This is a genomic window from Candidatus Poriferisocius sp. (genome assembly GCF_965208475.1).
Classification (GTDB): Bacteria; Actinomycetota; Acidimicrobiia; order Acidimicrobiales; family Bin134; genus Poriferisocius.
Window position 1 is genome coordinate 2,326,760 of record NZ_OZ242338.1, and the last position, 12,667, is coordinate 2,339,426.

At 64.2% G+C, this 12,667-nt stretch carries 16 protein-coding genes and 1 tRNA gene; 11 read left to right on the forward strand and 6 right to left on the reverse strand.

Features of this window, described 5'->3' with window-relative positions; all coding sequences use genetic code 11:
* Positions 1–23: 23 nt before the first annotated feature.
* Positions 24–96 (forward strand) — tRNA-Lys (locus ACOGXA_RS10950).
* Between the two features lie 35 nt (positions 97–131).
* Positions 132–893 (forward strand): hypothetical protein, encoded by a 762-nt coding sequence (locus ACOGXA_RS10955; RefSeq protein WP_419923906.1) that lies wholly within the window; start codon positions 132–134, stop codon positions 891–893.
* A 55-nt stretch (positions 894–948) separates the two neighbouring features.
* Here ACOGXA_RS10955 and ACOGXA_RS10960 read toward each other — a convergent pair whose 3' ends face one another.
* On the reverse strand, positions 949–2,220 hold the full coding sequence (locus ACOGXA_RS10960) for an ammonium transporter (RefSeq protein WP_419923907.1): 1,272 nt from the start codon (positions 2,218–2,220) through the stop codon (positions 949–951).
* A gap of 100 nt (positions 2,221–2,320) precedes the next feature.
* On the reverse strand, positions 2,321–3,100 hold the full coding sequence (locus tag ACOGXA_RS10965; protein ID WP_419923908.1) for an aspartate dehydrogenase: 780 nt from the start codon (positions 3,098–3,100) through the stop codon (positions 2,321–2,323).
* 164 nt (positions 3,101–3,264) lie between these two features.
* Here ACOGXA_RS10965 and ACOGXA_RS10970 point away from each other — a divergent pair, with 164 nt between their 5' ends.
* On the forward strand, positions 3,265–3,576 hold the full coding sequence (locus tag ACOGXA_RS10970) for a hypothetical protein (RefSeq protein WP_419923909.1): 312 nt from the start codon (positions 3,265–3,267) through the stop codon (positions 3,574–3,576).
* Positions 3,577–3,599: 23 nt separating this feature from the next.
* Here the strand turns inward: ACOGXA_RS10970 and dut are convergent, their stop codons facing one another.
* Entirely contained in the window at positions 3,600–4,037 is a 438-nt protein-coding gene (dut, locus tag ACOGXA_RS10975) for a dUTP diphosphatase (RefSeq protein WP_419923910.1), read from the reverse strand.
* Positions 4,038–4,138: 101 nt separating this feature from the next.
* Here dut and orn point away from each other — a divergent pair, with 101 nt between their 5' ends.
* The 8 genes from orn to ACOGXA_RS11015 all read left to right on the forward strand — a co-directional run bounded on the left by orn (position 4,139) and on the right by ACOGXA_RS11015 (position 10,054).
* Positions 4,139–4,690: an oligoribonuclease gene (gene orn, locus ACOGXA_RS10980; protein ID WP_419923911.1), complete on the forward strand. Its 552-nt coding sequence runs from the start codon at positions 4,139–4,141 to the stop codon at positions 4,688–4,690.
* On the forward strand, positions 4,687–5,763 hold the full coding sequence (locus ACOGXA_RS10985; RefSeq protein WP_419923912.1) for an MBL fold metallo-hydrolase: 1,077 nt from the start codon (positions 4,687–4,689) through the stop codon (positions 5,761–5,763). The genes orn and ACOGXA_RS10985 overlap by 4 nt, the downstream gene beginning before the upstream one ends.
* 370 nt (positions 5,764–6,133) lie before the next feature.
* Positions 6,134–6,472 carry a WhiB family transcriptional regulator gene (locus ACOGXA_RS10990; RefSeq protein ID WP_419923913.1) on the forward strand — a complete coding sequence of 113 codons (339 nt, stop codon included), beginning with the start codon at positions 6,134–6,136 and terminating at the stop codon, positions 6,470–6,472.
* Between the two features lie 16 nt (positions 6,473–6,488).
* Positions 6,489–6,986, forward strand: coding sequence for a TlpA family protein disulfide reductase (locus ACOGXA_RS10995; protein ID WP_419923914.1), 498 nt, complete (start codon positions 6,489–6,491; stop codon positions 6,984–6,986).
* A gap of 10 nt (positions 6,987–6,996) precedes the next feature.
* Positions 6,997–8,124 (forward strand): cytochrome c biogenesis CcdA family protein, encoded by a 1,128-nt coding sequence (locus ACOGXA_RS11000; RefSeq protein WP_419923915.1) that lies wholly within the window; start codon positions 6,997–6,999, stop codon positions 8,122–8,124.
* Positions 8,125–8,134: 10 nt separating this feature from the next.
* Complete coding sequence (locus ACOGXA_RS11005; protein ID WP_419923916.1) at positions 8,135–8,521, forward strand: FluC/FEX family fluoride channel; 387 nt, start codon at positions 8,135–8,137, stop codon at positions 8,519–8,521.
* Entirely contained in the window at positions 8,518–8,841 is a 324-nt protein-coding gene (locus ACOGXA_RS11010) for a fluoride efflux transporter FluC (RefSeq protein WP_419923917.1), read from the forward strand. The genes ACOGXA_RS11005 and ACOGXA_RS11010 overlap by 4 nt, the downstream gene beginning before the upstream one ends.
* 61 nt (positions 8,842–8,902) lie before the next feature.
* The gene (locus ACOGXA_RS11015; RefSeq protein WP_419923918.1) at positions 8,903–10,054 is read left to right on the forward strand and encodes an ATP-binding protein; all 1,152 of its coding nucleotides are present in this window, start codon (positions 8,903–8,905) and stop codon (positions 10,052–10,054) included.
* 10 nt (positions 10,055–10,064) lie between these two features.
* Here ACOGXA_RS11015 and serS read toward each other — a convergent pair whose 3' ends face one another.
* The 3 genes from serS to ACOGXA_RS11030 all read right to left on the reverse strand — a co-directional run bounded on the left by serS (position 10,065) and on the right by ACOGXA_RS11030 (position 12,660).
* Positions 10,065–11,339: a serine--tRNA ligase gene (gene serS / locus ACOGXA_RS11020; RefSeq protein ID WP_419923919.1), complete on the reverse strand. Its 1,275-nt coding sequence runs from the start codon at positions 11,337–11,339 to the stop codon at positions 10,065–10,067.
* Positions 11,339–12,247, reverse strand: a complete 909-nt coding sequence (locus ACOGXA_RS11025; RefSeq protein WP_419923920.1) for a cytochrome c oxidase assembly protein — start codon at positions 12,245–12,247, stop codon at positions 11,339–11,341. The genes serS and ACOGXA_RS11025 overlap by 1 nt, the downstream gene beginning before the upstream one ends.
* A gap of 80 nt (positions 12,248–12,327) precedes the next feature.
* Complete coding sequence (locus ACOGXA_RS11030; RefSeq protein WP_419923921.1) at positions 12,328–12,660, reverse strand: cytochrome C oxidase subunit IV family protein; 333 nt, start codon at positions 12,658–12,660, stop codon at positions 12,328–12,330.
* Positions 12,661–12,667 lie beyond the last annotated feature (7 nt).

Below are 12,667 nucleotides of genomic sequence, written 5' to 3' on the forward strand. Positions count from 1 at the left end.
GTTCAGGGCGATACAGTTGCACCGGGCCGCTAGCTCATCAGGTAGAGCAGGAGACTTTTAATCTCAAGGTGCTGGGTTCGAGTCCCAGGCGGCCTACCCACTTATGCCGCTCTTGGTACTACGCTGAGGGCATGCATCGTCTGATTGCTCTGTTCGCCATCTTCGTTCTGTTGCTCGCAGCTTGCGGCAACGATGACGACGAATCGAACGCTGAAACCGACCCAACTGCCACCGTCGCCGCGGAGGAGCCCACCCCGGCTGCCACCCCGGCGCCGGCGGGCGAAACCTCCACCGGGAATGAGCCCGTCGACGATGAGCCCACGCCGGCCCCCGACGATGAGCCCACGCCGGCCCCCGACGATGAGCCCACGCCGGCCCCCGAACCCACGGGAGAACCGCTGGTACGGCCCGAGCCTCTCGACTTCAGCGATCCGGCGTTCAGCAGCGCGGACAAGCTCACCACCGCGGGCCTCGGGTCGATGTTCTTCGGCATGACCCCCGACGCGGCAAGCCAGGCGCTCCCCACCTTGTGGACCGGCGGCCCCGAGGACGGCACTCCCCGCTGCTACCTGCTCGCCCCGGCCAATGGGCCCTCGGGCGTGGTGGTCACGATCTACAACAGCTCCGTCGAGCGGGTGGACATCACCAACGCGGCCATCGCAACGCGGTCGGGCGCCAACGTGGGCAGCACCGAGGCCCAACTCCACGAGTTGTTCGGGGCCCGGCTGGTGGTCTCCCCCTATGCCGACGGCAGCGGAAATTCGATCCAATATGTCCCGGTTGACGAATCGGACGTCGACTACCGGGTGATCTTTGAGACCGACGGCGCCGTAGTGACCTCCATGCGGGCCGGACGGCTTCCCGCCGTGGCGCCGACCGAGCCCTGCACCTGATCTGCTCCGCGCTTTACCTGGTCTGCTCCGCGCTCTGCTCGATCTGCTCCGCGCTTTACTCGTCGTACTCCTCGGGCATGAGCACAAACTCGGGGTAAGCCTCTAGACCGAGTTCCCCGACGTCTTGGCCCATGCGCTCAACGTCGGCCGACACCCGCAGTCCCATCAACGCGTCCAGCAACTTCCAAACCACGAACGAGACGATGAACACGAAGGCGCCGATGGACACGATGCCCAGAAGCTGAATGTGGAACCGGCCGCCGGCGGCAATGGTTACCGCCAGGGTTCCCCAGATGCCGGCGACAAGGTGGGCGGGAATGGCGCCGACCACATCGTCGATCTTGACCTTCTCCAATACCTTGATGCTGACGGTACACACCATGCCGCCGATGGCGCCGATGACCACCGCCCACCAGTGATCCACCATGGTGGGGCCGGCGGTGATGGAGACGAGGCCGGCAATGGCGCCGTTCAAACCGGCGAATAAGTCGATACGGCCCAAGACCGATCGCGAGACTGCCAATGCGGCCAGCACCCCGGCCGCCGCGGCCAGATTGGTGTTGACCAACACGATGGTCATCGCCACTGCATCGGCCGGAGTGCCCAAAGCCAGCTGGGACCCGCCATTGAACCCGAACCAGCCGAACCACAGAATAAACACGCCCAACGTCACCACCAGCACGTTGGAGGGCGGGGTCGCCTTGACGCTGCCGTCCTTTTTGAACTTGCCCAGGCGGGGGCCCACAACCAGCACTCCGGCCAGCGCCGCCCAACCGCCGGTGCCGTGGACGATGGTGGAGCCGGCGAAATCCTGGAAGCCCTCCTCGGCGAGCCAGCCCCCTCCCCACGTCCAAGAGCCCACGATGGGGTAGATGAATGCGGTCAAGATGATGGTGAACGCGAAGAACGACCACAACTTGATCCGCTCGGCTATGGCACCCGACACGATGGATGCGGCAGTGGCCACGAACACCATCTGGAAGAACCAGTCGGACATTTTGGCGTATCCGCTCTCCACCACGCTGCCCACAGCACCCAAGTCTCCGTCGAGCAGGGCCTTCTCGTCGCCTGACGGCCCGTATAGGAACTCGAAGGAGCCGATGAAATTCCCAACATCGGTGTACATGAGGTTGTACCCGATGAAGAAGAAGGCCAGGCCGGCTATCGAGTAGATGCCGATGTTCTTAAGGCAGATCATGGAGGCGTTCTTGGTGCGCACCGCGCCGGACTCCAGCATCGTGAAGCCCGCGCACATCCACATCACCAGCGCACCCCAGATCAAGAACGCAAAAGTGTTGAAGACGAACTGATCCGGCAGCTCAACCATGACATCCCCCTATCGCTGCGCTTGCCTGGTTGGCGGCAACGAGTTTCTGCTGGCCTACGTTACAAAGCGGCGGCAAACCTGACAAGGTTCTTGGCGGAGCTCAAAGAACCGACACTGGCGGTCGTTGAATATCGGTGAGAGCCCGAAGCACCGAATAGGCAGTGACTGCGCTGGTACGGGGGTTGTCGGGAGAAGCGGCGTTCTCGAACGACAGCTCGTAGGCGCCGGCTGCTCCCGAGGCGCACACCACGTGTCGCACCCCGATGGCTTCGGGATCACCCACCAGCCGCACCCGCACCCCATCGAACCCGACGGTGGCCAGCGACAAGGTGGCGGTCACGTTGGCCGATTCCGGAAAGCGGACACAGGCCTCTCGGGCCCGGCCGTCGAACACGGTAACCGGCTCGGACCCGTAGGCCAGGGCATCCAGCAGCGCCTCGTCCATCCACGGCCGGCGCAGGGCGGCCGCGGGCTTGGTGCTGTTGATGGCCACCTCCTCCAACGGCCCGAAAAGCATGGCGGCCCTCAAGATGTCGAAACCGCCGATAGCCCCCGTGCAAAGCAACAGGCGCCCGCCCTGGGCATCTCGCAGAGTAGATTCAAGCTCTTCATCGGCCAAGGCGCCGATGCTCACGACCAACAAGTCGGTGCCCGCTTCTCTCACCGCCACTCCGTGCTCTCGGAGGGCTCCATGGCCGGCAGCCTCAACCACCACATCTGATCGGGACAACAGCGAATCTCGATCTTGCACCCCGAGGGGATGGTCGACAACGAGGTCGAAGACCGCGGCCAACTCCGCCCCGTCGACTGCTCCCCCCGACAGTTCCCGAGCCACCACCGAGCCGATGGCACCGCAGCCGATCAGACCGACTCGAAGCATCGAGCCAGAATACCGGTTGGGGCCAACCGCTCTCCCACCTCCCTGTTCACCTTCGGTTGGCGCCTTCTCGCCATGGGGCGCGTGGCACCCGGAAACGTGGCAAGCTGGAAAGCGTGAACGGTGACGTGCGAGTCAGGTTGCCGGCGGCCCCAGAGTACGGCCGCATGGCCGACATTGCCGTCATCCACGCCGCCACCCACCAGGGGTTCCCGCCCCATGACATCGCCAAAATCAGCCTGGCCATCAAAGAAGCTGTGCTGTTGTTGCTGGACCCCGATCATCCCGGCGGATCTTTGGCCCTCGGCCTTCAGAGCAAGGCCGGAATCGTGACAGTCGAAGCCCAGGCTGAGCCCCGGGGCGAAAAGCCGATCCCCTATCACAGGATCGACCGGTTTGAGTCAACCGCCGGATCGCTGGTCGACTCGTGGAAACTAGACCCCGACGAGCACCGCGTCTGGTTGCAGAAGTCGGTGTGAATTAGTACAGGTTTGAGCCTTCTTCATCGGCCCGTGGAGCCAAACCCACCCGTCCCCCGGGAAGACGGAGGCAGCTCCTCCACCTCGACGAAGTCGGCTTGCTCAACCCTTTGCAGCACGAGCTGGGCGACCCGCTCGCCCCGGCGGACAAGGAACGGCTCAACCGGATCGGTGTTCACCAGCAGCACTTTCAGCTCTCCGCGATAACCGGAGTCGATCAGCCCCGGCGTGTTCAAGCAAGTGACACCGTGGCGCAGGGCCAGACCGCTGCGGGGCTGGACGAAACCGGCATAACCCTCGGGGATGGCGATGTATGTGCCGGTGGGCACGAGCCCTCGGCCGCCGCCGGGCGGCAGCTCCACATCTTCGCTGGCCACCAGATCGGCACCGGCATCGCCCTCAGTGGCATAGCGGGGAAAAGGCAGGTCAGGACGGCTTCGGACAATGGGAATCTCCAACACGGCGGTGAGACTACATGGCCTGGGCAGACGCTTCCCCCGATCGGCGCCGATTGCCCGCCAACTCAGGTTTTCTTCCCACAAGGCTCTAGGGTCAATTCAACATGCTGGCTTGGATGGACTTGGAGATGACGGGGCTAGATCCGGTCGGCGACGTGATCGTGGAAATCGCCACCCTCATCACCGATGACAATCTTGAGTTGATAGCAGAAGGGCCTGACCTGGTGGTTTCGGCCTCTCCAGAAGCCCTGGCATCGATGCAGCCCGTCGTGGTGGAGATGCATGCCAAAAGCGGGCTGCTGGATGAGATCAGGGCGTCCACGCTCAGCTTGGAGGCCGCCGGCGAGATGACCCTGGCCTTCCTCAGCCAGCACATCGACAAGCCCCGCACCGTGCCGCTGTGCGGCAACTCCATCGGGGTGGACCGCCGCTTCTTGGCCGCCCAGCTCCCCAAAGTGGAGAACTTTCTGCACTATCGCTCCATCGACGTTTCCACTGTCAAAGAGCTGGCCCGACGGTGGCATCCCGCGGCCTATCGAAGCGCCCCCAAGAAAGCCAAGGGGCATCGGGCCCTCGACGACATCCTTGAGAGCCTCGGCGAACTGCGCCACTACCGGGACAGCTTCTTCAGCCTCCCTGCCGAAGGCGGGACATGACCGAACGACCTCGAAAGCAAGAGCAGGAGCAGGCCACCGCCGAGATCACCGAGGTCGTGCCCGGAGTGCTTCGTACCATGTTGCCGATAAACCTTCCAGGGCTGGGCCACGTGAACTGCTATCTGATGGAAGACGAGCGGGGAGTGGCGGTGGTGGACCCGGGCCTGCCCGGTCCTGACTCCTGGAACGCGCTGGTCGACCGACTGGACCGAGCCGGCTACAAGATCGGCGATGTCCATACCGCCATCATCACCCACTCCCACTTCGACCACTTCGGCGGTGCTGAGCGGCTCCGGGAGGAGTCCGGGGCCGATGTCTTGACCCACCAGAGTTTTCGCCCGATATGGGATCGCAGTGACGCAACCGAAACCCACGACGCCGAGGGCAATGCCACCGAAGAGGAGGTTTTGGAGCGGATCGAGAACAGCTTCCGGCAGCTCACCCCGTGGGGCACCAAGCGCACGCCGCCCAGTCGGGAACACATCCAGCGGTTCCGGGCCAGAGACAACTTCCACGCCCGCTGGTTCCAGACTCCCAAGCCGACGGTGAAGGTGGTGGACAGCCAGGTGGTCCGGTTCGCCCGACGGGAGTGGGTAGCGCTTCACACCCCCGGCCACACCGGCGACCACCTGTGCCTCTACGACCCCGAGCACGGCGCCGTGTTCTCCGGTGATCACGTGCTGCCCACCATCACTCCCCATATAGCCGGCCGCAGCGACACCGATGACTCGCTAGCTGAGTTCTTCGACTCTCTCGAGCGCATGAAAACGCTGGAGGGGGCCACGGTGGCCCTGCCGGCCCACGGGCATCCGTTCTCAGATATCGGGGCCAGAGCCGACGACATCGGCGACCACCACCACGAGCGCCTGAACGTGCTGCGGCAAGCCAGCGACAAGCTGGGCCGCGCCACTGTGGAGGAATACATGCGGGTGCTGTTCAGCGAGCGGGCCTGGGGCGACATGGCGGCCAGCGAAACGTTCGCCCATCTCGTGCACCTCAAGGTGATCGGCGAAGCCCGCCAAGATGCCACTCCCGACGGCCTGGCAACATTCGAGATCAAGCCGGGGTTCTAGCCGGGCCGTCACGGCGTATCCAGGAAAATTGATCGGGAAATGAATTGACATTGCGGTAGATAAGCTGTTGAGTAGTGACCATGTTCAGCAGGAGCTACCTCGCCGTCGGCGGCTCAAAACGTGTTTCGCGCGTGGCAACTGCTGATATGGCCCAAATTCACCAGAGCTATTGGCCGGCCAACCCCACACCGTGTGTGTTTGGTCACAAGACTGCCGGCACAAGGCCTCGGGGAGGATCCACGTAGAGCACCTACACGGATCAAATATCCACCGAGGCCGCCGGAAAAATCCGGCGGCCTTTTCAGTTTCTGCCCACCATCAAACCATCGATTGGAACAACCCAACCGAAGACCCCCGAAAGGAGAAAAACATGGAGGCTCTGCTCTTTGAAAATGCACCGTGGCGCTCAGACGCCGCGTGCCGAACCGACGAAGCCTCACTCGGGGAGATCTTCTTCTCCGACGAACTCCAGCACATCTCCCAGGCCAAGGCCATCTGCGCCCAGTGCCCGGTGATGGCCCCGTGCTTGGAGGGCGCCATCGCCCGCCGCGAGCCGTGGGGAGTGTGGGGAGGCCAGCTGTTCCGCAACGGCAAGGTTCTGACCAGCAAGCGGCGGCGAGGTCGTCCGGCCAAGGTGCCCCGCCCCGAGGACGAGTTCGTCCAGGTTCCGGTGCCTGAGCATCTCCGCGAGCGGCTCCGCTCGGCCTGATGGCCTGGTTGGCTTGATGGCCGGGCGGTACCGCCGGGCGGCGCTGGCCGTGGCCGCGGCGCTGTTCGCCATCGTCGCCGGCGCCTGTGATTCGGGCGCCGGCGACGATGTCCAAGCGACCGAAATCGAGTTTGACCTGCTCAACGGGGGCACCGCCACGGTGGGCGACCTTCTCGACCGGCCTTTGGTGCTCAACTTCTTTGCTTCATGGTGTACTCCGTGCGTGGCGGAAATGCCGGCGTTGGAGGCCGCCCACCGACAGCGGCCAGACATCGCCTTCGTCGGCCTCGCTTTCAACGACACCGAAACCCGGGCCCGAGAGATCGTGGCCAATACGGGAGTCACCTACATCACCGGGTTGGATCCCGACTCCTCCATCGGGAACTCCTTCGGGATTCTGGGCATGCCCACCACGTTGTTCATCACCACCGACGGCGAGGTCGCCTATCAGCACACCGGCGGCCTGACCAGTGAGCAGATCGCCGACCACCTAAGCACTCACCTCATCTCGTAACCTTCCACCTGTGTTCGACTTTGATCTCGCGGTTCCCTTCGGGGCCGGTCTGGTCGCCGCCGTCAATCCATGCGGATTCGCCATGCTCCCGGCCTATCTGGCCTACTTCTTGGGTATCGGCAGCGGTGACCAAGCGGCCGACACTGGCCGAAACGTGCTTCGGGGGCTGTTTGTCGGGCTCACCCTCACCGCCGGTTTCGTGGCCTTCTTCGGAATCATCGGCGCGCTCACCTCGTCGCTCATCTCCACCTCCACCATCGCCGACCGGGGTCCGTGGATCACTCTGGTGGTAAGCGGGCTCATGGTGGTGCTGGGCATCGCCATGTTGGCCGGATTCGAGCCCAAGATCTCCATCCCCCGTCTGTCCAAAGGCGGTGACAGCCGGGGGCTGATTTCCATGTTCTTGTTCGGGGTGTCCTATGCGGTGGTATCGCTGGGGTGCGCTAGCCCGGTCTTTTTCGGGAGCGTCAGCGGCTCGTTCAGCACCGACGGCGTGTGGGAGGGCACTCTGCGGTTCTTGGCCTACGCCTTGGGCATGGGGCTGGTGATCACGTTCTTGACCGTGGCAGTGGCCATGGGGCGCTCGGGGGTAACCGCCCACATGCGCCGCCTGCTGCCCCACATAAACAAGATCTCTGGTGGTTTCTTGGTGGTGGCCGGCGTGGTGCTCGGCTTCTACGGCTGGTGGGAGGTCCAGGTGCTGCTGCGCAACGACTTCGAGGCCAACAACCCGTTTGTCGAGGCCTCCAACCGGGTTTCAAGCCGACTAGAGAACTGGATCGTCGACGTGGGCGGCAACCGTTTCGGCCTGACCACCGCAATCATGCTCTTGGCCGTGCTGCTGTGGCTGTTGCGCCGGAGCATCCCCCAGCCCTGGCACTCGGCGGCCTCCGGGGTTGTGGCGGTGGGCTATGGCGTTTCTGAGGTGTTCCAGTACCAGGGCGATCTGCTGATACTGCCGATTCTGCGGACCATCGCCCACATTCCTGAGCGCGTCGGAAATTGGTTCGCCGATCCCGCCCGCTGGCCGGTGCTCTGGGAGGTGCTGGCCGCGGTGCTCGTCGGCCTGGTGCTGTGGGTGAGCCTGCGAACCCGGCGCGGGCCGGGCCCGCCCGCGGTTGAGGGCTTGGGCGGTTAGCAGCCTGCCCGTGAAACCGGAGGCCGCGGTCGCGGTCGGAACAGGCGGGCTGGCGGGCGCCGGCGCACGCTGGGCGCTGGTCGAGATTATGCCCGCCACCGATGTCTGGCCGTGGGGGGTGCTGGCCGTCAACCTGGCCGGCTGTCTGCTTCTCGGCTATCTGGCCGCGGCCGCCTGGTCGGCCCGGGCCCATCTGCCGGTGAGCCTCGGACTCGGCACCGGGTTCTGCGGCAGCCTCACCACATTCTCGGCGCTGGCCGTGGACGTGGCCCAGATGGCTCAAGACAGCGATTGGGGATATGCCACCGGTTATCTGGCCGTCTCGGTGGCGGGCGGAGTGGCGTTGGCCGTGGTCGGCGCCACGTTGCGCAGGGTCCAGATCAAGGAAGACCAATGACCGCTCTGGGGTTTGCATTGCTGGCCGTGGCCGGAGCGATGGTTCGAGCTGCGGCTGCTCAGAGGTTCAATGCGCCAACCTGGCCCTGGGGGACGCTGGGAGTGAACGTGGCCGGCAGCTTCGCTTTAGGCCTGCTGGCCGGCAGCGGTAACCCGGTGATGACCGCAGTGGGCGTGGGCGCCCTGGGATCGCTGACCACGCTGAGCACCTTCGCCGTGGAGCTGGCCACCTTGGGCCGCAAGCGGGCCGCCGCCTACCTCGCCGTCAGCCTCACCCTCGGCCTCGCCGCAGCCGCTGGCGGCCTGGCAATCTCAGGCTAGTCACCGTGGAATGTCGTTTATTGGAAGTTACTCTTTAATATATCATGATATTCTAAAGTTTATGTTTCAACGACTGTTATCGCTGCCAGCTCCGGGGACGGAGACTTTCTTTCTGTGGGGGCCGCGGCAGGCAGGCAAGAGCACCCTGCTCAAACAGCTTTATCCTGATGGCATGTGGGTCGATCTGCTGAAAGCAGACGAATTCCGGCGCTATGTGGCACATCCCGAGCTGCTCCGTGAGGAGTTGGAAGCATCGGGGCCTGATCCGTCCCGGCAGGTGGTCATCGACGAGGTTCAAAAGGTTCCCGCACTGCTCGACGAAGTGCACTGGTTGATGGAGAATCGCGGACTGCACTTCGCGCTCTGCGGGTCGAGCGCCAGAAAAGTGCGGCGAGGCGCAGCCAACCTGCTCGGAGGACGAGCCGTTCGCTATGAGTTGCGGGGCCTGACCGCAGGAGAGATCGGAGATGACTTCGACCTCGACCAAGCCCTCAATCACGGCTACTTGCCCAGAATCTACGAGTCGGCACGGCCTCGGCAGTTGCTCGATTCCTATATCGCCGACTACTTGCGAGACGAGGTAGCAGCCGAGGGCCTGGTGCGCAATCTGCCTGCCTTCTCGGATTTCTTGGACGCGGCCGCGCTGAGCGATGGCGACCCCGTCAACTACTCGAACATCGCCCGCGAGTGCGGCGTGTCCGGTCCAACTGTCAAGGCGTATTTCGGCATACTCACCGACACGCTGCTCGCCCGATGGCTGCCCCGCTGGCAGAGAAGGGCCAAGCGCCGTCTTTCCGGGGCGCCAAAGCTGTATTTCGAGGATGTGGGCGTCGTGAACCGCCTAGCTCGCCGAGGGGAACTCGAACGAAGGTCGGACCGCTATGGCAAGGCGTTCGAGAATTGGGTCTTCCACGAACTCTCCACCTTCGTCTCCTACCGTGACCTCGACGAGCAACTCTGCTATTGGCGGCTTCCCAGCGGCATTGAGGTCGACTTCGTGATCGGAGACATGCGCCTGGCCATCGAGGCAAAAGCCACCTCAACGGTTACCCGCAAGCACCTCAAGGGCCTCCGCACCCTGGCCGAAGAGCATCCCAAAGTCCGCAAAATGGTGGTTTGCCTCGAACCCCGCCCGCGCCGCACCGAAGACGGCATCGACATCTTGCCGGCCACCGAATTCGCCCACCGACTGTGGCAGGGCGAAATTGCCTAGCTGAGTGGACTCAGAGGACGTCGCGGCCCAGGTATGGACGCAGAGCCTCGGGGACGGTTACCGAGCCGTCGGGTTGGCGGTAGGTCTCGACTATGGCGGCCCATACCCGGGGGACGGCGAGGGCGGAGCCGTTGAGGGTGTGGAGAATGCGGGTGCCCTTCTCGCCGGTGGGCCGGTAGCGCAGGTTGGCCCGGCGGGCCTGGTAGTCGGAGTACCAGGACACCGACGACACCTCCAGCCACTGGCCGGCGCCCGGAGAGTAAACCTCCACATCCCAGGAGCGGTGGTGCGACTGCCCCAGGTCGCCGGCGCAGATGTCCACAATTCGATAGGCCAAACCCAGATCGGCCACTGCACCCTCGGCGCGCTCGAGGATCTCGGCATGGACAGCCGGGGCTTGTTCAGGGGTGGCGTAGGCCAATACCTCCACCTTGTCGAACTCGTGAACTCGCAGCAAGCCCCGAGTGTCGCGGCCCGCGGCGCCGGCCTCTCGGCGATAACAGGAGGTGTGGGCCATCATCCTCATGGGCAGGTCGGCCTCGTCGAGAATCTCGCCAGAGGCCAGCGAGGTGAGCGGCACCTCGGCGGTGGGAATAGCCCACAGATCGTCTCGCTCCAGCCAATAGGCGTCGTCGGCGAACTTGGGAAGCTGGCCGGTGCTCACCATGACCTGGCTGTGGACCAGGGTGGGCGGGCGGATCTCCTCATAGCGGTCGGCGTTGCGGTCGAGCCCGAATTGGACCATGGCCCGGGCCAGGGACGCCCCCGGTCCCCGGAGCATGGCGAACATCGACCCCGACAGCTTGGCGGCCCGCTCCATGTCCAACCAGCCGGCTTCAACGGCGAACTCCCAGTGGGGCACCCGCTGGTGCCCGCCGTAGGCATCGGGGTCGAAGTTCTCCACCCGCAAAACTGGATTGTCGGTTTCGTCCGCGCCGTCGGGGGCGTCGGCGGCGGGCAGGTTGGGGATGTGCAGCAACAACTCGTGAATTTCGTCGGCAATTGCATCGGCCTCGGCGGCCAGGGCCTTACCCTGTTCGCCCAACTTGCGGCTCTCAGCCGCAGCAGCGTCGGCCTCGCTGTCGCGGCCTTCGCGCTTGAACAGGCCGACCTGCTTAGACAGCTCCTTGACCTCATGGCGCAGGGCATCCCTCTCGGTGGTGAGGTTGCGGTGGCGCTCATCGAGGGCAGCCGCCTGCTCCAACTCAGACAGGTCGATCCCCCGGCGGGCCAAACTAGCCCTAACTGCGTCGTAGTCGGCGCGCACCAAGCGCAGATCGATCATCAAGAACCGTTCGTTGTGCGGGAGCCGTTGGAACCAGACGTGGCGGGAACCCGAGTATCGGCGGCGATAGGCCCCGACGGGACGGTGGTCACAACGCGCATCTGGTTGTTGGCCTGCTGTTGGACGCCGGCCCAGCGAAAGAACAGCACCCCGATCCACATCCACAGGTACATGCCGCCCACCAGCTTCATGATGAGCCCGGCGGCTTGCTGGTCGGCCCGCACCCCGATGCCCCAAAGCCGGACGTCGTGGTCGTAGACGCTGTACACCGCGCCCTGGGCAAAGGTCAAGAACGCACCGGGCACGGTGGGCACAACCGACATCAAGAACAGATAGATCATCTTTCCGGGGGCGCCCATGCGCAGCTCGGGGATCGGGCCGCACACCGGCAGCCACATCACGATGGCGGAGCCGAACAGCAGCAGGTGTACGAAGTAGTGCAGGGAGCCGCTTTCTACCGAATTGTTGACCACCCAGGGGATGTGGCTCACCGCCACCATGAAGTTGAACAGAACCCCGGCCACCACCGGCCGAGCCAGCCGGCGCACCCACACCCCGACGCTGCCGTCGCCGCTGAGCATCAGCCGGGCCAGCCACTCGGGCATGGCCGCCCACAGCAGCGGGGGCACCACAAAGGTGATTAGCAGGTGCTGGATCATGTGTACCGAGTACAGGTATTCCTCAGAGATGTCGTGCATCGGCCAGTCGCTGGCCACCCACAGCAGCACCATGGCCCCGACGAAGGCCAGCTTGTGGTAGCGGGCAAACGGGGCTTCACCCGTCGGGGCGGCTTTTGGGGCGATGATCCGGGCCGCGTACCAGGCCATGGCAATCCCGGCCAGCAGGATGATCCACACCTCCGCGTGGGGCTGGTACCGCCAGATTTCGGTGTCAGCTGCGAAGACCACGAGGGTCGGTCCGCCTACCTGAAGCGGAACGCGGTGAGCCCAAGTCGGTGAGCTGTATCACGTCGCCTGATCAACACGACTTACCAGAATCGAAATGCGGTCAACATGACCATGTACACCGCCATGGCCAGAATCAGCCCGAACACGAATAATCGCCAGAAGATCGGCGAGTCGAACTTGAGGTGCATGAAGAAAGCCACCACCAAGAAGAACTTCACCAGCATCATCGCCACCAACATGATGATGATGGTGGTGTCGCCCCACCCATGGACCGACTCGAAATAGGTGAACACCTCGAACGCGGTGAGCAGCGCGAGGGCTATGGCCACCTTGACATAAAGCCAGTTCGACGGGTGGGCGTGCTCGTCTGAAGAGTGGGCGGTTTCCGGAGACTCAGGGGTAACGGTGGCCATGGCGGCT

Coding starts and splice junctions, on each gene's coding strand:
- ACOGXA_RS10955 (WP_419923906.1), top strand. CDS start 132: ATGCATCGTCTGATTGCTCTGTTCGCCATCTTCGTTCTGTTGCTCGCA.
- ACOGXA_RS10960 (WP_419923907.1), bottom strand. CDS start 2,220: ATGGTTGAGCTGCCGGATCAGTTCGTCTTCAACACTTTTGCGTTCTTG.
- ACOGXA_RS10965 (WP_419923908.1), bottom strand. CDS start 3,100: ATGCTTCGAGTCGGTCTGATCGGCTGCGGTGCCATCGGCTCGGTGGTG.
- ACOGXA_RS10970 (WP_419923909.1), top strand. CDS start 3,265: ATGGCCGACATTGCCGTCATCCACGCCGCCACCCACCAGGGGTTCCCG.
- orn (WP_419923911.1), top strand. CDS start 4,139: ATGCTGGCTTGGATGGACTTGGAGATGACGGGGCTAGATCCGGTCGGC.
- ACOGXA_RS10985 (WP_419923912.1), top strand. CDS start 4,687: ATGACCGAACGACCTCGAAAGCAAGAGCAGGAGCAGGCCACCGCCGAG.
- ACOGXA_RS10990 (WP_419923913.1), top strand. CDS start 6,134: ATGGAGGCTCTGCTCTTTGAAAATGCACCGTGGCGCTCAGACGCCGCG.
- ACOGXA_RS10995 (WP_419923914.1), top strand. CDS start 6,489: ATGGCCGGGCGGTACCGCCGGGCGGCGCTGGCCGTGGCCGCGGCGCTG.
- ACOGXA_RS11010 (WP_419923917.1), top strand. CDS start 8,518: ATGACCGCTCTGGGGTTTGCATTGCTGGCCGTGGCCGGAGCGATGGTT.
- ACOGXA_RS11015 (WP_419923918.1), top strand. CDS start 8,903: ATGTTTCAACGACTGTTATCGCTGCCAGCTCCGGGGACGGAGACTTTC.
- serS (WP_419923919.1), bottom strand. CDS start 11,339: ATGATCGATCTGCGCTTGGTGCGCGCCGACTACGACGCAGTTAGGGCT.
- ACOGXA_RS11030 (WP_419923921.1), bottom strand. CDS start 12,660: ATGGCCACCGTTACCCCTGAGTCTCCGGAAACCGCCCACTCTTCAGAC.